Below are 18447 nucleotides of genomic sequence, written 5' to 3'. Positions count from 1 at the left end.
AGGACGCAACCTTCGAGGTGTTCGCTCGCCTCTGTACTGTGTTTGCGCGGCACAAGACGGGCAGGTGCTGCGAACCCAAATCCGGCTAAGAAGTTTGTGACTCCACCAGTCCGTTATGACCAGCCGATTGGAGCGGCAGGTACGATAGGCCATCGTGATCAGGTCACCGGCGCGGCGCGGATGCATGAGAGATCTGAAGGCATTCAGACTCAAGATAAACGTCAGATTTTCCACTGGGATCTTGAGGCTTCTCAGGCGCAAGGATCTGACAGCTTCCACAGCGTTACCGACAAGCTCATGCTGCCGACGAAGACCCGCGAGGCAGGCCATATGGTAAGTTGGCTTCGGGGAAAATCTATGAATTTTGATGCTGCATACTTCTCGCTGAAGATGATATCGGCTGCTGCGATTTGCGGGAGTCTTCTTGCTGGACAGGCACGGGCCTCGGATGCTTTGCAGGTGAAGACCGATAAAGGCAGCGTCGTTGGAGCGGTGACGACGGATGGGAAGGTCGTAGCGTTCAAGGGAATTCCGTTCGCGGCACCACCGGTCGGAGACTTGCGGTGGAAGGCTCCGGAGCCGGCTATGCCATGGAAGGGCGTGAAGGAGACAAAGGAGTTTGGTTCGCGATGCGTGCAGTCTGGTTTCAATGCGGACATGGCATTTCATGATCCAGGGCCGAGCGAAGATTGCCTGACGTTGAATGTGTGGACGCCCGCCGGAGCGAAGAAGGGTAGCCTGCCGGTTATGGTATGGGTCTTCGGCGGCGGGTTTACGACAGGCGCTACGTCGGAGGGTCGGCAGGATGGGGAGTTCCTGGCGCATCGTGACGTAGTAGTGGTGTCGATGAACTATCGGCTTGGAATATTTGGCTTCTTCGTGCACCCGGAGTTGGCGGCAGAGTCGGCACATCACGCGTCCGGCAACTACGGGCTGATGGACCAGATGGCGGCGATTGCATGGGTGAAGAAGAATGTTGCTGGCTTTGGCGGTGATCCCAAAAATGTGACGATCTTCGGCGAGTCTGCTGGATCGTTTGCCGTAAGCACACTGATGGCTTCGCCGCTGTCGAAGGACATGGTCTCAAAGGCGATCGGGGAGAGCGGCGGGGCGTTTGGACGGAGCGGGCTGAGCTATGGAACGCTGTCAGAACGGGAGCTGACGGATACGAACTTCGCACAGTCGGCATTCGGGACGACGAAGCTAGCGGAGTTGCGGAAGATTTCGGCTGACGATCTGGTGAAGGCTGCTACGGCGAAGACTACGCCAGCGCCGCCTCGGTTTGGACCGGACATCGATGGATATTTCCTGCCGGATTCAGTACCGAATATCTACAAGGCGGGAAAGCAGGCGCATGTACCGATGATGGCCGGCTGGAACGCAGACGAGGGCCGCGGCGGAGTGCTGGCAAATCCTCCGACTTCGGCGAGCTTTGCGACCCAGGCAGAGAAGGAATATGGACCGAAGTCGCAGGATTTTCTTGCGGTCTACGGAGGCGGAACCGATGAGGAGGCGCTGAACTCGGCTGCGGACTATGCAGGAGACAAGTTCATCGCGTACTCGACCTGGAAGTGGCTTGAGGCGCAGGTAGAGACGGGCAAGGCTCCGGTATATCGCTACTTCTTTACGCTTGGCTCACCGGGGGACAAGTTCCACAAGGCTGAGATCGGGGCGTTCCACTCGGACGATATTGAATATGTCTTTGGCGCGCTCGATTCGCGGCAGGAAGCAGTGTGGCGGCCTGAGGATCGCAAGCTTTCGGACCAGATGGGGCAGTACTGGACGAACTTTGCGAAGACAGGTGACCCTAATGGGCCCGGACTGCCAAACTGGCCTAAGTACGACGCGAGCGGTGGGTGGCAGGTGATGAACTTGAATGCAGATTCAATGGCCAAGCCCGATTCGAGGCGTGGGCGTTATCTGTTCATGGAGAACAATGCTCCGCTGCCCGCGCGGTAATGCAGCTTTCATCCGCGAGGGTTAAGATTGGATCAAGGAGAACTACATGATTCAGCTTGCAGACGCACGCCGCATCCTTGCGGCGGCGGAGAAGAAGGCAGAAGAGATTGGTCAGCCGATGAACGTTGCGGTTGTGGATGCGGGCGGGAACCTGGTTGCGTTTGAACGAATGACGAACGCATGGCTGGGCTCAATCGACATCTCTCAGAAGAAAGCATGGACCTCGCGCGCGTTTGACATCACGACAAAGGATCTTGGCGCAAACTCACAGTCGGGCGACCAGTTCTTTGGGATACATGCTTCGAATGATGGCAAGGTAATGATCTTTGCTGGTGGCATACCAATCAAGAAGGATGGTCAGGTCGTCGGAGCTATCGGCGTGAGTGGTGGCAGCGGCGTGCAAGATCACGAAGTTGCTGAGGCTGGTGTAGCGGCTTACTAGCGCGAAGGTGGGTGGGGATTACAGCAACCCCACCCCTTACGACGATGCTGGGAAGGCTGGCGCTACCGAATTCTGGGGCTCGTTCGCAGCACCGTCGTTTGTCTTGAATGCATTGTCAAATTGCTGTTGATATGAGGTTCGTATGGCTGAGAATCGCGGAGTCGTTTTTCTGGGACAGAACAAAGTTGAAGTGCAATCCATTGATTTCCCGAAGATGCAGAATCCAAAGGGAAAGAAGATTGAGCACGCCGTCATTCTGAAGGTGGTTTCGACGAATATCTGTGGATCGGACCAGCACATGGTTCGCGGCCGCACTACAGCGCCCACCGGTATGGTGTTAGGGCACGAAATTACCGGCGAGGTAATCGAAGCCGGATCGGACGTCGAGTACATCAAGGTTGGAGACTTGTGTACAGTTCCCTTCAACGTGGCGTGTGGACGCTGCAGAACATGCCGCGAACAGCAGACGGGTGTCTGCCTGAACGTGAATCCGGGCCGCGCTGGCGGAGCGTATGGATACGTGGATATGGGTGGCTGGATCGGTGGACAGGCGGAGTATGTGATGGTGCCCTATGCCGACTTCAATCTGATCCCGTTCCCGGATAAAGCGCAGGCAATGGAGAAGATCCAGGATCTTACGATGCTGTCGGACATTCTGCCGACGGGGTTTCACGGGGCGGTGATGGCAGGCGTAGGAGTGGGCTCTATTGTGTACATCGCTGGTGCTGGACCGGTCGGCATGGCGGCGGCAGCCTCGGCGCAGATTCTCGGTGCGGCGCTCGTAATGGTCGGCGACATGAATACGGAACGGCTGCAGCATGTGGCAAACGTCGGCTTTACACCGATCGATCTTCGAGATGGCGATGACCTGGGAGAGTTGATTGCGAAGGTGGTTGGCAAGCCTGAGGTGGATGCGGCAGTGGACGCTGTCGGATTTGAGGCGAAGGCGCAGGGCAAGGATGGTGAAGAGGCTCCGGCAACAGTGCTGAACTCGCTGATGTCGATTGTGCGGGCTGCAGGCGGCATCGGGATTCCGGGGCTGTATGTAACGGAAGATCCGGGCGCGAAGGACGAGGCTGGCAAGCAGGGCAACCTGAAGATGCGATTTGGGCTTGGCTGGGCAAAGTCACACCGTTTCTACACAGGGCAAACTCCGGTGTTGAAGTACAACCGTCAATTGATGCAGGCGATCTTGTATGACAAGCTGCCCATTGCGAAGATCGTGAATGCAACGGTAATCTCGCTCGACGATGCGCCGGAAGGCTATAAGTCATTCGATTCAGGCGTGGCGAAGAAGTTCGTGCTTGATCCGCATGGGCTGCTTGGCAAAGTCAACTAAGGCGTTCAGGTTGCGATGAAGTTGGAAGGGCCTTGCAATCATGCAAGGCCCTTTTGTTTTGCAGCTTTACACCGTTTGTGTGGACTGTTAAGCTGCGGTGCGAGGGCGGCAACGCTGCCTGATCTAATCTGGGGAGATTCCATGTTGAAGCGCGTGTTAATGGCTGTGACTTTCGCTATTTTGCCAGGACTAGCTCTGGCACAGCGGGATATAGGGGCGATGCCAAAGGAGGTCTTCACAGCGAAGACCGTAGCGATCGTAAACAACACGCACAACGATCAGGTGGAACAGGGCGCCATTGAGGCGTTGAAGCGCCGGGGTAAACTCACCGTGATCGATGATTCGGACGTGGCTGATGTGACGCTAACGTTCGATAAGCGCAGCGAACATGAGGGTACAAGCAAGACAACGACCGGAGATGATGGAAAGCCAAACACGAGCTACGGCATGACCTTCGGATCGTCCACCTATATGAAGGCCGTGCTGAAAGGTTCTGTTTTGCCTTTCTTCAAAACGTCGACGGGTGACTCCAAGAAGAAGGCCGGTATAGGCTGTGTCACCGATCTCGAGAGTGCGTATAACTCAGGGCGCTAGTTGTGAGTAGCAACCGAAAGCCCCGCTCTAGAGCGGGGCTTCGTTTTATTAGGAGTCGCGTTATTTCGAAAAGATAGATTCCTTGCGCGTTACTTCTTCGTTGGAATGGATGCGATTTTCGCCACGCTTGGCGCTCTCCATACCGATCTGGTCGAGTTTATGCTGCTTGGACTCTTCGGTATCCGTGTCATGATGCTCGGACTCTATAGCTTCGTGGGAGGGACGTGCCGGGGTTTTCGTTGAGTCAATACCTTGTGCCATGTTGCACCTCTTGAAGATGAGATAGCTGGCACGAGGTGAGGGTTGCTCTGCCGCTACAGCGATGGTTAGATTGCTACACTTTGAGGGTGATGAGCGAGAAAAGAGATGAGGCATCGCGGGTGCATGAGAGTGCCATCGTGATTGATGGTCATGCGGATACGCCGCAACGATTCGTTGATGAAGGATGGGAATTCACCGGAAGTATTGATGGCGGAATGCTATCGCTCGATACTGCTCGGCAGGGTGGTCTCGGAGCGGAGTTTTTTGCAATCTGGGTGGAACCTTCGCAGTGGGCGGGACGGTTTGCGGAGCGAACGTTAGCGCTGATCGAAGGTGTGCTGGAGCAGGTGAGAAAACACTCCACTGTGCTGCGGCTTTGCCTTTCGGCTGAGGACATTCTCACGGCCCATACCGAGGGTCGTTTTGGCGTATTGATGGGAGTGGAGGGCGGGCACTCCATCGAGAACGATCTGGAGTTGTTGCGGGCGTACCATCGGCTTGGCGTGCGGTATATGACGCTGACCTGGTCAAACACGAACGAGTGGGCGGACTCGTCGGGTGACCTTGGGAACGAGCAGGTTGAACATCATGGAGGACTGACTGCATTTGGGCGCGAGGTAATCATCGAAATGAATCGGCTTGGGATGATGGTGGACGTCTCCCATGTCTCCGATGCAACGCTTGCAACCGTGATGGCTGTGAGTTCTGCACCAATTGTTGCGTCGCACTCATCTGCGCGGGCGCTCACGGACTCGCCTCGAAACCTCTCGGATGAATGGTTGCGAGCAATTGCGGCGCGTGGCGGGATCGTGATGGTAAATTTCTTTCCTGCATTCATCGATGAGGGATGGCGTGCGGCGTGGATGGCCCAGAAGGAAGAGCGGCAGATCGCTATCAATGAGCTTGCGGGAGAGTATCGGGCGCTTGGCAGACCAATGCCGCATCATGTCTCGAACGCTATTGACCGCGAGTTTGCCGCGCGGCTTGGACGGGCTCCGCTGGCATCGCTGATCGACCACATCGATCATGTGGCGCAGGTCGCCGGGATCGATCATGTGGGTATCGGGACGGACTTTGATGGGATTCCGTGTTTGCCTGAGGGGATAGATTCGGCGGCAGACCTGCCAAAGATCACAGCGGCGCTTTTGCAGCGAGGATACTCAGGTGAGGATGTGCGGAAGATACTCGGGGGAAATCTGTTGCGAGTGTTTAGTGCAGTTCAGAATCTGGCGCGATAAGCATAGTGCAAGCCCCCCCGTTTCCAGGAGACATGGAAACGGGTAGGCTTAGAGTGTTAGATTACAGGGCTAGATTCTGTCAGCGATGATGCGGATCTTGTGAATCTTGAGCGGAGTGTTGGCGAACAGGGTGTCGGCATTCGCCATGAGAGCCTTGGCAATGTCGCCGCTAAGATGTGCGTCGCGGCCTTCCTCGTCGTCGAAGGTGTCGAATACGGCATAGTTGCCGTCATCCTCTTTGAAGCCGTACCAGGAGACAGTTCCCTTCTCTGCTTCGGACATTTGGGCTCCCTGCTTGAGGAAAGCTTCTACATCGGCTTCCTTGCCGGGCTTTGCTTCGAGTGAGACATACAGCGCGTACTTTGCCATGGATAGTTCCTCCAGGCGGTTGGATGCGTTGGATCAAGGATCTGACGCAGACTTCGTTGCCGAGCATCCGTGCTAGCGCGGTGCATAGTAGCCTGAGCGGGCAGTGATGACGCCACCACGATTTGGACTATCCACCTTTAGTCGATGAAAGCTGCCATCGTGCTTGAATCGAGTGGGCCTGTAGACAAGGCGATACTGGCTGCGCAGATTGCGATCCATCATGCGGAGATCGGCCAAAATGTCGGCTTGCTTCTGCTCGTAGAAGATAAGGCCATTGGTGCCGGCTGCGAGGGCCTTCAGGGTGCGCTGACCTTCACTTGCGGCAAGCACCGACCTAGGCTCGTTGCTGAAGACGTAGATCGCCGTGTTGCTCGACTGACACATGCGAATGTCATCTTCGAGGAGCGCGTGGCTGGCATTGTCGGTGCCATCCGAAAAGAGCAGGATGAAGTTGCCGGCTCCCACGTCACTGGTCTTGCGGAATTGGTCGCGGCAGGCGATGTAGACGGAGTCGAAGATGGCCGTTCCGCCGAGACGGCTGGCTTGAAAGCTTGCGACACTGCTAATGGCAGGGACAAGGAGTTTTCGGTCGCCGGTCCAATCCTGCAATAGCTTTGATTGGGAGTCGAAGCGCATGACGAAACCGTGGTCCGTCTCGGCATGAAGGAGATGATTGATGTACTCGCTGGCGAGATTCTGGTTGCGGCTGAGATCCGACAGCATCGAGCGGCTGGTGTCGATCAGAAAGCCGACACGGACGGGTAGATTGCGGTAGGACTCGAAGGAAAGTATCTGGCCGGGACGCCTGCCGTTGTCGAGGATGCGGAGATCAGCAAGGGTCAGGTCATCCATGGGAATGCCGTTGAAGTCGGCAGCGTGGAAGGTGACGCTTACTTCGTCTACGGCTACGTTGAGGGTGTAGGGAGTGGTTTGAACCGCCTGACTTACGGCTGCCGCACACAACACGCCGAGAGCGTAGAGGGCGGTGCTGAGGGCGATGAGGCGGCTACGCATCTGCCGATCAGTATAGCGAGCGCTTTGCCTCCGGGGCGTGCCTGCGGTAGCCTAATCCATGGAGCATGTGACGGAATGATTCTTCGAAGTGCGTTTTGTTCGTTTGCGCTGGGATTCAGTGCTGTTGCACTGGGTCAAACGCCGGTTACTCCACCTCGTACGCCACCTGCAGCAACTCTGCCAGATCTCCCGGATGCACCGAGCACGACGACCCAGGCGAAGGCTCCGGCTGTCCCTACCGGTCCAACGGTCGTGATCGATACGACGATGGGACGGATGACGTGCAAGCTGTTCGACAAGGAGGCTCCAATTGCTTCGGCCAACTTTATTGGGCTTGCTGATGGCTCGAAGGAGTGGATCGATCCGGATACCTTGAAGAAGGTGAAGGGTAAGTCGTTCTACAACGGAGTCACGTTTCATCGGGTCATTCCTGGGTTCATGATCCAGGGTGGCGACCGGATGGGAACAGGCACGGGCGATGCAGGCTACTTCTTCCAGGATGAGATTGACCCCTCGTTGCAGTTCGACGTTCCGGGACGGCTCGCGATGGCGAATGCTGGTGCTGGACCGACGGGCGGGGGAACGAATGGATCGCAGTTCTTCATCACCGAAGTGCCGGTTCCAGAGCTGAACGGGAAGCATACGATCTTTGGCCAGTGTGACGATCATAGTGTTTCGGTCGAGACGCTGATTGCGCATGTCGATCGGGATTCGAGCGACAAGCCGACTGTGCCTGTGATTATCACCAAGATCACCGTGGTGCGCGATGGACAGCAGATTCCACCAGAGCCGCCGATCGCCAAGCCGGCTGTAGCTGCTCCGGCTGCTCCTGTGAATCTTCCGCTTCCTCATTAGACCTTTTGCCCTCGCGACGTGCGAGGGTGCATCTTATTTGAGCTGGATAAACCTGTAAGGAGATATGACATGCCAACGAAGCCAGGCACTTATGCAACATTCAAGACATCGGAAGGAACCGTGGTTTGCGAACTGTTTGAGGCGGATGCGCCAGAGACGGTTGCCAACTTCATCGGTCTTGCCGAGGGAACGAAGGAGTGGAACAGCCGCACCAAGAAGGGTGCGAAGCTGTATGACGGCTCGATCTTTCATCGCGTAATTCCGCAGTTCATGATCCAGGGCGGCGATCCGGAAGGTACCGGAATGGGCGGACCTGGTTACAAGTTTGCCGATGAGACGAAGGGGTCGAAGCATGGCTTTCAGGAGAAGGGCAAGCTGGCGATGGCGAACTCGGGTCCGAATACCAATGGCTCGCAGTTCTTCATTACGGTTGCCGATACAAGCTGGCTGACGGGGAAGCACACGATCTTCGGCGAAGTGGTCGAGGGATATGACGTTGTGGAGAAGATCTCGAAGGTGAGCAAGGATGGGCAGGATCGTCCGAAGACTCCGGTTGTTCTGGAGAGTGTCACGATCGAGCGGGTTGCTTAATCGAAGTACCCCCTCCCCCCGTACCTGAAGTACGAAAGTCTTCAAAACACGTGGGTTAGGTCTGTACTTGTACGACAGAAGTCCCCGGCACTTGCCGGGGACTTCTGCGTTGCAGGGGGTGAAAGTCGCCTCTGATTGTCAAGTTGTTGCCGGTGGTTTAGAGGACGTCGATAACGGTGCAGAGTTCCTTGACCGAGTCGGCGGACTTCTGGAGGGCAGCTTGCTCCTCGGCGGTGAGCTTGATCTCGATAATTTTTTCGAGGCCCTTTGCGCCCAGTTTGCAGGGAACGCCGACGAAGAGTCCGGTGATGCCGTACTCGCCCTGAAGGTAGGCGGCGCAGGGAAGGATCTTCTTTTTGTCTTTGAGGATGGCCTCGACCATCTCGGTCGCGGCTGCTGAGGGGGCGTAGTAGGCGCTGCCGGTCTTGAGATATTTGACGATCTCGGCACCGCCGTTTGCCGTGCGGGTCTCGATTTCTTTGAGGCGGTCGGGGGCGATGAGTTCGGTGATCGGGATTCCGGCGACGGTGGAGTAGCGGGAGAGCGGCACCATGGTGTCGCCGTGGCCGCCGAGGACGAAGGCCGTGACGTTCTCGACGGAGACGTCCAGTTCCTGCGCGATGAAGGTGCGGAAGCGGGCGGAGTCAAGGACACCGGCCATCCCGATGACGCGCTCGCGGGGAAAGCCGGAGTGCTTGAACGCAGCCTGCGCCATGGCGTCGAGGGGATTTGAAACCACGATGATGATGGTGTTCGGCGACGCGGCTACGACTTTGCCGACGACATCCGCCATAATCTTGGCGTTGGTGTTGAGCAAGTCGTCGCGGCTCATGCCGGGCTTGCGGGCGATGCCTGCGGTGATGACGACGATATCCGAGTTGGCGGAGTCGGCGTAGTCGTTGGTGCCGATGATGTTGCAGTCGCGCTTCTCGATGGGCATGGCTTCGAGGAGGTCGAGGGCCTTGCCCTGGGGTACGCCTTCGACTACGTCGAGCAGGACTACGTCAGCGAGTTCCTTTGCGGCGATCCAGTGAGCGGCGGTTGCGCCTACGTTGCCCGATCCGACGATGGTTACTTTCTTACGCATTGCGTGTTCTCTCCCTTGTTGGTGGCTCGTATTTCGACTTGACCATGATACGTCCGTGGAGACATGACGGGCTAGCGGTAAGCGGACCGGGCGGGCGGTTATCGACTGCGCCGAAACTGTGCTGAGGGCTAACCCGCGTCCCATGCTGCACAAACTTCTAGAGTACGATTGAACAGACTAGTCTCCTGACTAGTCTGTGAGGGATTCAATGGCTTCATGGCCACTGCAGGATGCGAAGGCTAGACTAAGTGAAGTTGTAAATGCTGCGAAGCGCGATGGGCCGCAGATTATCACTCGACGCGGCGTAGAAGAGGCTGTTGTTGTGCCCATCGACCAATGGAAAGAACTGACTCGCTCCGTAAAGCCGACGCTGCTGGAGGTGCTTCAATCCGGACCACAGTTTGACCTGAACATTCCGCCCAGAGGCCTTGTGCGTATGCGTAAGGCGGTCCGGTTCTAGTGTTTCTACTTGATACAAACGTAGTTTCGGAGATGCGAAAGACTCGACCACACGGCGGAGTTCTAGCCTGGTACGGATCTCACACGCCTCAAAGTTTCTACTTGCCTGCCGTCGCATTCTACGAACTACAAGCCGGTGTCGAAAGAACACGAACCCAAGACCAAGCAAAAGCAGATCAGATCGAGGCATGGATCGATCGCATCGTGACAACCGCTAGCATCGTCAGCCTTGATGCAGTTTCCGCCCGCATGACAGCAAAGCTGATGCATGGGCAGTCTCCGGACCTGTTCGAAGACGCCATGATTGCCGCGATTGCTAAGGTGAACGGTTTGACCGTAGCGACTCGCAACGTCCGCCATTTCAAAGTGTTTAACGTCGCGATTGTCGATCCGTTCAGCTTCCCTATGTAGCAGAGGTCGAATGCAAATAGAAAACCCAATCTGCGGCAAAGATTGCGGCAGACTGGGCTATCGTTCCTGCAGACCTACTAGAACTTGTTCCACAGAAGCTGGTTATAGACATCGTGGTGGAACTGAACCTCGGGGGCCTTGACGATGGTGCCGAGGAGGCGGGCGCAGCGGTCGGCAGATGCTTGCTTGAGGTCGGCGTAGCGGGCTTTTACATCTTCACCGAGCATGGTCGTGACGAAGTCTGCGCCGCGGAAGTGCTCGAGAGCGGTGTAGACGTTGTCGGGCAGGTAGCGCTCGGCCTGGCGAAGGTTCTTGATCTTCGAGGTCTCGCCGTGAAGGCCAGCCTTGAAGACGGAGTAGAGGACAAGATAGGGGTTTGCATCGGGTCCGACGGAGCGAACTTCAACGCGGGCCGACTTCTCATTGCCGATGGGAATGCGAACCATGGAGCCGCGATCGGTTGCGGAGGCTTTGATCTGGTTTGGCGCTTCGAAGTGAGGGTCGAGGCGGCGGTAGGCGTTGACACTGGCGTTGAGCAGGAGGCAGATATCGTTGCCGTGGGTGAGGATGCGGTCGACAAACTGCCAGGCCATTTTCGAGACCTTCTCATTGCCGTTAGGGTCCCAGAAGAGGTTTTTCTTGTTCTTGGTGATGGAGACGTTGGTGTGCATGCCGGAGCCGTTGACGCCGGTGACGGGCTTGGGCAGGAAGCTGGCAGTCATACCCATCTGGGTCGCGACCTGTCTACAGATGAGCTTGTAGAGCTGGATCTGGTCGGCAGCGGTGACGACATCGCCGTAGGTGTAGTTGATCTCGAACTGCGAGGGGGCGACCTCGGGATGGTCCTTTTCGTTCTCGAAGCCCATGGCGCGCTGGACTTCGGCGGCGGTGTCGATGAACTCGCGGAGGGGATCGCCGGGGAGCGAGTAGTAGTAGCCGCCGGTGTTGACGTACTCGAAGCTGCCGGTCTCGTGGAAGTTGCGCTCGGCATCGATACCGTCGAAGAGGAAGCCTTCGATCTCGTTGGCGGCGTTGAGGGTGTAGCCGTTGGTGGCGTACTGCTCGTTGGCGAACTGTTTAAGGACGCCGCGAATGTCGGCAGAGTAGGTGCCGCCGTTCTTGTCGACGACTTCGCCGAAGACGAGGACCTTGCCAGCGCCGAAGATGTCTGCGGGGACCCAGTAGAACGCGGACCAGTCGATGCCAAGGCGGAGGTCGGACTCACGCTGGGCGGTAAAGCCGCGGATCGACGAGCCATCAAAGGTGAGGTTATCCCAGCCCTTGACGAAGAACTTCTTGTCGTAGTCGAGCATGTGCAGCCGGCCTTCGAGGTCTGAGAAGACGACGGTGACGGCCTTGATGCGCGGCTCGTCCGTCAGGTACTTCAGACGCTCTTCCTGGATGACATCGGCGGCGACGCGGTTCTTCCGCTGGTCTTTTGCCATGAGGTTCAGGTCTTCGAGCTCAGCGTAGGGGAGTTCCAAAAAATTGCGAAATTCGTTCAACATGAAATCCTTTCTGAATCTGAGGTGCACCGGTGCCGCGACATGCTTTGACAGTCTGCGGTGGAAGTGAGTGAAAGCCGAGCTGTGAGCGATCTATGGATGCCCTAAAAGTATCAGATTTTTCGATAAAATTCAGGGCCATTCATCGGACCTTTATGGCTTCCTTATATGTTTTTGCGAGCTTCCGCTGTCGAAGCGGGCGTGTCGGTTCCGGGTCGCGGCAAAGACGCTAAAATGTATATGCAGATGGTGTAGGGATTTAGCGAAGGTTTGTGAGCGGACGCCTCAGTGTGCGGCGTCCTTTTCTTTGAAGGTGCGGGTTAGAGGAGTGTTGATGGCGCAGGCGATGAAGAACAAACGGGTGGGACTAATCCAGATGGCGTGCGGCGTGGATACGGCGGCCAATCTGGACAAGGCAGCGGATAAGGTGCGGGAGGCGGCGCGGGCCGGGGCGAATGTGGTTTGCCTGCCGGAGCTGTTCCGGGCACAGTATTTCTGCCAGCGTGAGGAGCATGCGCTGTTCGATACCGCAGAGGCGATTCCCGGGCCGAGCACGGAGCGGCTGGGTGCGATTGCGAAGGAGGAAGGCGTGGTGGTGATCGCTTCCCTGTTCGAGCGGCGGGCGGCGGGGCTGTACCACAATACGGCGGCGGTTCTGGAGGCGGATGGCTCGCTGGCGGGTAAGTATCGGAAGATGCATATCCCGGACGATCCACTGTATTACGAGAAGTTCTACTTCACGCCGGGGGACCTTGGATATAAAGCATTCGCTACGACGCAGGGGTCTGTGGGGACGCTGGTGTGCTGGGACCAATGGTATCCGGAGGCGGCGCGGGAGACTGCGCTGCGCGGGGCGACGACGCTCTTCTATCCGACGGCGATTGGCTGGCATCCGAGTGAGAAAGAGGAGTTTGGGGAAGCCCAGTACTCTGCGTGGCAGACGATACAGCGGGCCCATGCAATCGCGAATGGCGTGTATGTGGCTGCGGTAAACCGGGTGGGGCATGAGCAGGGAGACGTGCTGCACGACGGCGTAATGATGAAGGGGCCGGAGGGGGCGGGGCTGCAGTTCTGGGGCGGAAGCTTTCTGGCGGACCCGTTCGGGCGCGTGGTGTTGCAAGCTCCGCATGACCGCGAGGATATTCTGATCGGGGAGATCGACCTGAAGCTGCTGGAGGATACGCGGCGGAACTGGCCGTTTCTGCGGGACCGCCGCATCGATTCGTATAACGGGATTACGAGCAGGTTTCTGGACTAATGACGACTGCGCAAACGCCCCTGGAACTTGGATACCGGATGCCTGCAGAGTGGGCACCCCATGCCGCTACATGGATCGCGTGGCCGCACAATGCGGAGGACTGGCCGGGCAAGTTTCAGCCGATTCCTTGGGTGTATGCCGAGATTGTGCGCCATCTTTCGTGCTGCGAGGACGTGCACATCCTGGTGAACGACGTTGCGGCTGAGAAGCGGGCGAACGGGATGCTGATGCGGGCGGGAGCGAACCTGGCGCGGCTCCACTTCCACTCATGGCAGACGGATCGGGTGTGGCTGCGGGACTCGGGGCCGATCTTCGTGAAGGATGCGGAGGACCGGCTGGCGGTGACCAACTGGAAGTTCAACGCTTGGGCCAAGTATGACAACTGGCGGCGGGACGACCAGATTCCGCACCATGTAGCAAACCACTACGGCATGGTGGAGTTCAAGCCAGAGATCGAGGGAACGCGACTGGTGCTTGAGGGTGGGAGCATCGATACGAACGGGGCCGGCATCCTGCTGACGACTGAGGAGTGCCTGCTGAGCGAGGTGCAGCAGCGGAATCCTGGTGTGTCACGGGAGCAGCTTGAGAACGCATTTGCGGAATACCTGGGGATTGAGAAGACGATCTGGCTGCATCGCGGCTGTGCGGGCGACGACACGCATGGGCATGTAGACGACGTGACGCGGTTCGTCGGCGAGAACACGATTGTTACGGCGGTCGAGCCGAATACGGCGGACGAGAACCACCTTCCGCTGGCAGAGAATCTTGATCGGCTGCGGTCGGCGACGAATCTGAAGGGCGAGGCGTTTGAGGTGCTGACGCTGCCGATGCCTTCGCCGGTGATCTTTGAGGGACAGCGGCTGCCGGCGAGCTATGCGAACCTCTATATCGCGAACGAGACGGTGCTGGTTCCTACGTTTAATGACCGTAATGATCGGCGGGCTTTGAATATCCTTGCGGACTGTTTTCCGACGCGCGAGGTTGTGGGCATTCATGCGGTGGACCTGGTCTGGGGACTAGGGACGCTGCACTGCATGACGCAACAGGAGCCGGCATGAGTACATCTTCGATAGCCGCGTGGCCGCCGCCGCCTGATCTTGAGTCGATCAAGGAGCTTGTGCGGGATGCCGATGTGGAGGGGTTCATCGCGGACGGTTCTCCGGCGGATGAATACGATACGGAGGCCGAGGAGCTTCACGAGGGGATCGCTCACCTCGTCAGTGAGGAGATTACGGTAGGTCGGCTGATGCCGCTGATTGAGGCGATCTGGCGAAAGAATCTCGTGGATGACGATGCGGAACTGGCGGAGCGGCGACCGGGGCTCGAGGGGATTGCAGCGCAAATTGCGCGCTTCTTCGGAGCGGAAGCGAAGCCGCAGACGCGTGGGCAGTGATGACGGATCTCGCACATCTTGAACTGGCGATTGGCGAGGCGCGAGCTGCGGAGGCTGCGGGTGAGGTGCCGGTTGGGGCAGTGGTGGTGCGGGATGGCGAGGTGCTTGGGGTGGGACGCAACCGGGTGATTGCGGACTCAGATCCTACGGCGCATGCGGAGATGGTGGCGATTCGGGCGGCGGGGCTGGCCATCGGCAACTATAGGCTGGAGGGCTGTGTTCTCTACTGCACGCTGGAGCCTTGTGCGATGTGTGCGGGGGCGATCCTGCATGCCCGGATTGCGCGGCTGGTGTATGCGGCGGCTGATCCGAAGGCTGGAGCTTGCGGGTCGGTGCTGGAGGTGATGAATCATCCGCGGCTGAACCATCGGGTGGAGGTGAGCGCGGGGCTGCTGGCGGAGGAGTGCGGGGCGATGCTGACGGAGTTCTTCAGGGCTCGGCGGGGGCGGGTGGTTTAGGGAAGGTTTACGATCCTACCCTTTCGCTAACGGTGCGAAAGGATGGGGCACCCGATGAGTTGTGGCTTGGCCAAGGGGTAGTGGCTGACGATGAATTTTGCTGCAGTTGTTGCGCCGAAGTGTCGGCTTCGCATCTATGTATGTGAGAAGCACAACCTTTGAGAATGAGGGATATTCATGGCGGGTCGTCTTGCGGGTAAGGTTGCGATTGTTACGGGTTCGGGATCGGGGATCGGTCAGGCGATTGCGGAGCGGTTTGCGCAGGAGGGCGCGGATGTTGTGATCGATTTTCGCGACCACGTGGCGGCGGCTGAGGAGACGAAGGCGAAGATCGAGGCGGCGGGTGGCAAGTCGGTGATGGTGAAGGCCGATGTCTCGAACCTGGCAGATACGCAGAACCTTGTGAATCAGGCGTGGGAGCAGCTTGGAGGCTGTGACATCCTCGTGAACAATGCCGGGATTGAGAAGAATGCTGCCTTCTGGGATGTGACCGAAGCGGACTACGATGCGGTGCTGAACGTGAATTTGAAGGGCGCGTTCTTTCTGACGCAGGCATTTGTTCGAAAGCTGCGGGACGCCAAGAAGCCCGGGCGCGTGATTAATATGAGTTCGGTGCATGAGGACATGGTGTTTCCGAACTTTTCGACCTACTGCGCGTCAAAGGGCGGCATGCGGATGGTGATGCGTGATCTTGCTGTTGAGCTTGGACCGCTTGGCATTACGGTGAACAACATTGCTCCGGGTGCGATCAATACGCCGATCAACACGGCGCTGCTGGCAGACAAGCCGAAGCTAAATGCCCTCTTAGCGAATATTCCTCTGGGTCGGTTGGGGAGCACCGCCGATGTCGCTTCGCTGGCGGCGTTTCTCGCTTCTGACGAGGCTGGCTATGTCACAGGTTCGACCTATGTGGTGGACGGTGGGCTGATGCGTAACTATCACGAGCAATAACGCTAAAATAGGAACTATGGACCTGCTTCTGTATTCTGCCTCCTGGTGCCGCGACTGTCGTGAAGCAAAGCGCTTCCTGACCAAACACAATATTCCGTTCAAAGAAATTGATATCGAAGCTACTCCCGGTGCTGCGGAGCAGGTGATTGCTCATGTGGGCAAACGAGCGATTCCGCAGTTCGTGATCGACGGCAAGTGGGTGCAGCCCTATCGACCCGGGTTCGGCTTTCTGCACGACGAGATGTCGGAGTTGCTGGGCGTGACCGAGGCAGGCTGAACGCACGAAGCGCCTTCCGATAGACTGGAGTCTATTGCAAGGAGTTTCACTTGATCGCTCGTTATACCCGTCCTGAGATGGGCCGCATCTGGTCCGATGAGAATAAGTACCGCTGCTGGCTTGCTGTTGAAGTCGCGGCTTCGCAGGCGCTTGCCAAGGCAGGCATGGTGCCGCAAGAAGCGGCGGACGCGATTCGCGATAAAGGCAACTTCACGGTCGAGCGCATCCAAGCGATTGAAGACGAGGTGAAGCACGATGTGATTGCCTTCACGACGACGGTGGCCGAATACATCGGGCCGGAGTCACGCTGGCTGCATTATGGCTTGACCTCGACCGACGTGGTGGATACGGCGCAGGCGTTGCAGTTGAAGGAGGCTTCGGCGATCATTCGGGCTGGGATTGTACGGCTGGGTGAGGTGCTGAAGGCGCGGGCGGTGGAGTTCAAGCACACGCCTTCTATTGGACGGACACATGGCATTCATGCGGAGCCGACGACCTTCGGGTTGAAGCTTCTGCTCTGGTACTCCGAGACACAGCGTAATCTGGCGCGCTTCGATGCTGCGGCGGAAGACCTCCGTGTGGGTAAGCTTTCAGGCGCGGTGGGGACCTTTGGGCATTTGAAGCCAGAGCATGAAGAGGCTATCTGCGCAGCGCTTGGTTTGACGCCGGTCGATGTGGCGACGCAGGTAATCCAGCGCGACCGTCATGCGGCGTATGTAGCTACGCTGGCGGTGCTAGTGTCGACGCTGGACAAGATTGCGACGGAGGTGCGGCACCTGCAGCGCACCGAGGTTCGCGAGGCGGAGGAGTTCTTCTCGGAGAAGCAGAAGGGCTCGAGCGCCATGCCGCATAAGAAAAATCCGATTACGAGCGAGCAGATCAGTGGGCTGGCGCGGGTGGTGCGGGCGAATGCGCAGGTTGCGTTTGAAGATATTGCGCTGTGGCATGAGCGCGATATCTCGCACTCTTCGGCAGAGCGTGTGATCCTGCCGGATTCGACGATTCTGGCGGACTATCTGCTGGCGAAGACGGCCACGCTGATCGAGAAGTTGATGGTGTATCCGAAGCGGATGCTGAAAAACCTTGAATCGACGGGTGGGCTGATCTTTTCGGGGCAGTTGCTGCTGGACCTTGCTGAGTCGGGCATGCTGCGTGAGGATGCGTATCGACTGGTGCAGAGCCATGCGATGCGTGCGTGGAAGGAAGATCTGATCTTCCGGGATGAGATCGCGAAGGTGCCCGAGATTACGGAGCGACTGTCGCCGGAGAAGCTGGCGCGGGCGTTTGACTACCGGCGGCAGTTGGCGAATGTGGATGCGATCTTTGCGCGTGTGCTGGGCGCTTAGTTGATGACGGCCGCGTTGTCGCTGGTGCAGATTGCCGATGCGGCGCTGGCGGATGCCACGAAGCGGGGCGGGCGATGGCTGGCGTGCCGGCCGGGGTGTTCGCAGTGCTGCGTCGGTGTGTTTCCGATTGGGTGGCAGGATGCGGATCGGCTGCGGGCTGGGCTGATTGAGCTTGGGGCAAGTGATCCTGAGAGGGCGGAGCGGGTGCGGGGACGGGCAGCTTCCGCGCTGGTTCGGCTTGACCCCTGGTTTCCGGGAGACGTGGTGAGCGGCGTACTCGGCGAGTCGTATGAGGATGCGATTCTGTTTGAGGAGTTTGCGAACAACGAGCCTTGTCCGGCGCTCGATCTCGATACGGGAACGTGTGATCTCTATGAGACGCGGCCTATTCTTTGCCGGACGTTTGGGCCTCCGATGCGGACTGAGGAGGGAAATCTGGCTACGTGTGAGCTCTGTTTTATTGGAGCGGACACGGAGGAGACTGCGCGGTGTGAGCTTGATCCTGCGATCCCCGGGTTGGAGGAGGAGAGCAATGCGGCTTATGACGCAGAGACCGGGCGGCGGGGTGAGACCCTGATTGCGTATGCGTTGCGGGGAGCTTAGCGGTTTACGATCCCACCCTTTGCGATAGGACTACAAA

22 protein-coding genes are annotated in these 18447 nt (G+C 58.0%); 17 read left to right on the top strand and 5 right to left on the bottom strand.

Going from position 1 to position 18447, the window contains the following annotated elements; translation table 11 throughout:
- The first annotated feature begins 96 nt into the window (after nucleotides 1-96).
- From OHL20_RS16145 to OHL20_RS16130, 4 genes are all read left to right on the top strand, one after another.
- Nucleotides 97-1959: a carboxylesterase/lipase family protein gene (locus OHL20_RS16145; RefSeq protein ID WP_263384206.1), complete on the top strand. Its 1863-nt coding sequence runs from the start codon at nucleotides 97-99 to the stop codon at nucleotides 1957-1959.
- Nucleotides 1960-2005: 46 nt separating this feature from the next.
- The gene (locus tag OHL20_RS16140) at nucleotides 2006-2401 is read left to right on the top strand and encodes a GlcG/HbpS family heme-binding protein (RefSeq protein ID WP_263384205.1); all 396 of its coding nucleotides are present in this window, start codon (nucleotides 2006-2008) and stop codon (nucleotides 2399-2401) included.
- A 142-nt stretch (nucleotides 2402-2543) separates the two neighbouring features.
- A complete protein-coding gene (gene fdhA / locus OHL20_RS16135; protein ID WP_263384204.1) occupies nucleotides 2544-3740 on the top strand; it encodes a formaldehyde dehydrogenase, glutathione-independent in 1197 nt (398 codons plus the stop codon).
- A 141-nt stretch (nucleotides 3741-3881) separates the two neighbouring features.
- On the top strand, nucleotides 3882-4334 hold the full coding sequence (locus tag OHL20_RS16130) for a hypothetical protein (RefSeq protein WP_263384203.1): 453 nt from the start codon (nucleotides 3882-3884) through the stop codon (nucleotides 4332-4334).
- A 60-nt stretch (nucleotides 4335-4394) separates the two neighbouring features.
- Here OHL20_RS16130 and OHL20_RS16125 read toward each other — a convergent pair whose 3' ends face one another.
- Nucleotides 4395-4595, bottom strand: a complete 201-nt coding sequence (locus OHL20_RS16125) for a hypothetical protein (RefSeq protein WP_263384202.1) — start codon at nucleotides 4593-4595, stop codon at nucleotides 4395-4397.
- Between the two features lie 89 nt (nucleotides 4596-4684).
- Between OHL20_RS16125 and OHL20_RS16120 the strand changes: the two genes are divergently transcribed.
- Nucleotides 4685-5833: a dipeptidase gene (locus OHL20_RS16120; protein ID WP_263384201.1), complete on the top strand. Its 1149-nt coding sequence runs from the start codon at nucleotides 4685-4687 to the stop codon at nucleotides 5831-5833.
- A gap of 69 nt (nucleotides 5834-5902) precedes the next feature.
- Here OHL20_RS16120 and OHL20_RS16115 read toward each other — a convergent pair whose 3' ends face one another.
- Together OHL20_RS16115 and OHL20_RS16110 are read right to left on the bottom strand one after the other, a co-directional pair.
- Nucleotides 5903-6202, bottom strand: a complete 300-nt coding sequence (locus tag OHL20_RS16115; protein ID WP_263384200.1) for a putative quinol monooxygenase — start codon at nucleotides 6200-6202, stop codon at nucleotides 5903-5905.
- A gap of 72 nt (nucleotides 6203-6274) precedes the next feature.
- On the bottom strand, nucleotides 6275-7216 hold the full coding sequence (locus OHL20_RS16110; protein ID WP_263384199.1) for a VWA domain-containing protein: 942 nt from the start codon (nucleotides 7214-7216) through the stop codon (nucleotides 6275-6277).
- Nucleotides 7217-7291: 75 nt separating this feature from the next.
- Here OHL20_RS16110 and OHL20_RS16105 point away from each other — a divergent pair, with 75 nt between their 5' ends.
- Both OHL20_RS16105 and OHL20_RS16100 read left to right on the top strand, forming a co-directional pair.
- On the top strand, nucleotides 7292-8071 hold the full coding sequence (locus tag OHL20_RS16105; protein ID WP_263384198.1) for a peptidylprolyl isomerase: 780 nt from the start codon (nucleotides 7292-7294) through the stop codon (nucleotides 8069-8071).
- Between the two features lie 69 nt (nucleotides 8072-8140).
- On the top strand, nucleotides 8141-8662 hold the full coding sequence (locus OHL20_RS16100; protein ID WP_263384197.1) for a peptidylprolyl isomerase: 522 nt from the start codon (nucleotides 8141-8143) through the stop codon (nucleotides 8660-8662).
- Between the two features lie 157 nt (nucleotides 8663-8819).
- Here OHL20_RS16100 and mdh read toward each other — a convergent pair whose 3' ends face one another.
- Nucleotides 8820-9749, bottom strand: a complete 930-nt coding sequence (mdh, locus tag OHL20_RS16095) for a malate dehydrogenase (protein ID WP_263384196.1) — start codon at nucleotides 9747-9749, stop codon at nucleotides 8820-8822.
- A 208-nt stretch (nucleotides 9750-9957) separates the two neighbouring features.
- Between mdh and OHL20_RS16090 the strand changes: the two genes are divergently transcribed.
- The gene (locus OHL20_RS16090) at nucleotides 9958-10209 is read left to right on the top strand and encodes a type II toxin-antitoxin system Phd/YefM family antitoxin (RefSeq protein WP_263384195.1); all 252 of its coding nucleotides are present in this window, start codon (nucleotides 9958-9960) and stop codon (nucleotides 10207-10209) included.
- Nucleotides 10209-10619, top strand: a complete 411-nt coding sequence (locus tag OHL20_RS16085; RefSeq protein WP_263384194.1) for a type II toxin-antitoxin system VapC family toxin — start codon at nucleotides 10209-10211, stop codon at nucleotides 10617-10619. The genes OHL20_RS16090 and OHL20_RS16085 overlap by 1 nt, the downstream gene beginning before the upstream one ends.
- Nucleotides 10620-10696: 77 nt before the next feature.
- Here the strand turns inward: OHL20_RS16085 and OHL20_RS16080 are convergent, their stop codons facing one another.
- Nucleotides 10697-12127 (bottom strand): glutamine synthetase family protein, encoded by a 1431-nt coding sequence (locus tag OHL20_RS16080; RefSeq protein WP_263384193.1) that lies wholly within the window; start codon nucleotides 12125-12127, stop codon nucleotides 10697-10699.
- 331 nt (nucleotides 12128-12458) lie between these two features.
- Here OHL20_RS16080 and OHL20_RS16075 point away from each other — a divergent pair, with 331 nt between their 5' ends.
- From OHL20_RS16075 to OHL20_RS16040, 8 genes are all read left to right on the top strand, one after another.
- Nucleotides 12459-13382, top strand: a complete 924-nt coding sequence (locus OHL20_RS16075; protein WP_263384192.1) for a carbon-nitrogen hydrolase — start codon at nucleotides 12459-12461, stop codon at nucleotides 13380-13382.
- The gene (locus OHL20_RS16070) at nucleotides 13382-14440 is read left to right on the top strand and encodes an agmatine deiminase family protein (RefSeq protein ID WP_263384191.1); all 1059 of its coding nucleotides are present in this window, start codon (nucleotides 13382-13384) and stop codon (nucleotides 14438-14440) included. The genes OHL20_RS16075 and OHL20_RS16070 overlap by 1 nt, the downstream gene beginning before the upstream one ends.
- Nucleotides 14437-14775, top strand: coding sequence for a hypothetical protein (locus OHL20_RS16065; RefSeq protein WP_263384190.1), 339 nt, complete (start codon nucleotides 14437-14439; stop codon nucleotides 14773-14775). The genes OHL20_RS16070 and OHL20_RS16065 overlap by 4 nt, the downstream gene beginning before the upstream one ends.
- Complete coding sequence (tadA, locus tag OHL20_RS16060; RefSeq protein ID WP_263384189.1) at nucleotides 14775-15233, top strand: tRNA adenosine(34) deaminase TadA; 459 nt, start codon at nucleotides 14775-14777, stop codon at nucleotides 15231-15233. Before OHL20_RS16065 ends, tadA begins: the two co-directional genes overlap by 1 nt.
- A gap of 177 nt (nucleotides 15234-15410) precedes the next feature.
- On the top strand, nucleotides 15411-16184 hold the full coding sequence (locus OHL20_RS16055) for an SDR family NAD(P)-dependent oxidoreductase (protein WP_263384188.1): 774 nt from the start codon (nucleotides 15411-15413) through the stop codon (nucleotides 16182-16184).
- Between the two features lie 16 nt (nucleotides 16185-16200).
- Nucleotides 16201-16461, top strand: coding sequence for a glutaredoxin family protein (locus OHL20_RS16050; protein WP_263384187.1), 261 nt, complete (start codon nucleotides 16201-16203; stop codon nucleotides 16459-16461).
- A gap of 50 nt (nucleotides 16462-16511) precedes the next feature.
- Nucleotides 16512-17807 (top strand): adenylosuccinate lyase, encoded by a 1296-nt coding sequence (gene purB / locus OHL20_RS16045; protein WP_263384186.1) that lies wholly within the window; start codon nucleotides 16512-16514, stop codon nucleotides 17805-17807.
- A 3-nt stretch (nucleotides 17808-17810) separates the two neighbouring features.
- Nucleotides 17811-18410: a YkgJ family cysteine cluster protein gene (locus tag OHL20_RS16040; RefSeq protein WP_263384185.1), complete on the top strand. Its 600-nt coding sequence runs from the start codon at nucleotides 17811-17813 to the stop codon at nucleotides 18408-18410.
- The last annotated feature ends 37 nt before the right edge of the window (nucleotides 18411-18447 follow it).

Origin of the sequence: Granulicella arctica (genome assembly GCF_025685605.1) — a bacterium.
GTDB lineage: Bacteria > Acidobacteriota > Terriglobia > Terriglobales > Acidobacteriaceae > Edaphobacter > Edaphobacter arcticus.
The sequence above is the reverse complement of the archived record's forward strand: the minus strand, read 5'-3'. Positions and strand labels throughout refer to the sequence as shown.

Bases quoted from the DNA above. Each gene is read 5' to 3' on its own strand.
- OHL20_RS16140 (WP_263384205.1), top strand. From the start codon at position 2,006: ATGATTCAGCTTGCAGACGCACGCCGCATCCTTGCGGCGGCGGAGAAG.
- fdhA (WP_263384204.1), top strand. From the start codon at position 2,544: ATGGCTGAGAATCGCGGAGTCGTTTTTCTGGGACAGAACAAAGTTGAA.
- OHL20_RS16130 (WP_263384203.1), top strand. From the start codon at position 3,882: ATGTTGAAGCGCGTGTTAATGGCTGTGACTTTCGCTATTTTGCCAGGA.
- OHL20_RS16125 (WP_263384202.1), bottom strand. From the start codon at position 4,595: ATGGCACAAGGTATTGACTCAACGAAAACCCCGGCACGTCCCTCCCAC.
- OHL20_RS16120 (WP_263384201.1), top strand. From the start codon at position 4,685: ATGAGCGAGAAAAGAGATGAGGCATCGCGGGTGCATGAGAGTGCCATC.
- OHL20_RS16115 (WP_263384200.1), bottom strand. From the start codon at position 6,202: ATGGCAAAGTACGCGCTGTATGTCTCACTCGAAGCAAAGCCCGGCAAG.
- OHL20_RS16110 (WP_263384199.1), bottom strand. From the start codon at position 7,216: ATGCGTAGCCGCCTCATCGCCCTCAGCACCGCCCTCTACGCTCTCGGC.
- OHL20_RS16105 (WP_263384198.1), top strand. From the start codon at position 7,292: ATGATTCTTCGAAGTGCGTTTTGTTCGTTTGCGCTGGGATTCAGTGCT.
- OHL20_RS16100 (WP_263384197.1), top strand. From the start codon at position 8,141: ATGCCAACGAAGCCAGGCACTTATGCAACATTCAAGACATCGGAAGGA.
- mdh (WP_263384196.1), bottom strand. From the start codon at position 9,749: ATGCGTAAGAAAGTAACCATCGTCGGATCGGGCAACGTAGGCGCAACC.
- OHL20_RS16090 (WP_263384195.1), top strand. From the start codon at position 9,958: ATGGCTTCATGGCCACTGCAGGATGCGAAGGCTAGACTAAGTGAAGTT.
- OHL20_RS16080 (WP_263384193.1), bottom strand. From the start codon at position 12,127: ATGTTGAACGAATTTCGCAATTTTTTGGAACTCCCCTACGCTGAGCTC.
- OHL20_RS16075 (WP_263384192.1), top strand. From the start codon at position 12,459: ATGGCGCAGGCGATGAAGAACAAACGGGTGGGACTAATCCAGATGGCG.
- OHL20_RS16070 (WP_263384191.1), top strand. From the start codon at position 13,382: ATGACGACTGCGCAAACGCCCCTGGAACTTGGATACCGGATGCCTGCA.
- OHL20_RS16065 (WP_263384190.1), top strand. From the start codon at position 14,437: ATGAGTACATCTTCGATAGCCGCGTGGCCGCCGCCGCCTGATCTTGAG.
- tadA (WP_263384189.1), top strand. From the start codon at position 14,775: ATGACGGATCTCGCACATCTTGAACTGGCGATTGGCGAGGCGCGAGCT.
- OHL20_RS16055 (WP_263384188.1), top strand. From the start codon at position 15,411: ATGGCGGGTCGTCTTGCGGGTAAGGTTGCGATTGTTACGGGTTCGGGA.
- OHL20_RS16050 (WP_263384187.1), top strand. From the start codon at position 16,201: ATGGACCTGCTTCTGTATTCTGCCTCCTGGTGCCGCGACTGTCGTGAA.
- OHL20_RS16040 (WP_263384185.1), top strand. From the start codon at position 17,811: ATGACGGCCGCGTTGTCGCTGGTGCAGATTGCCGATGCGGCGCTGGCG.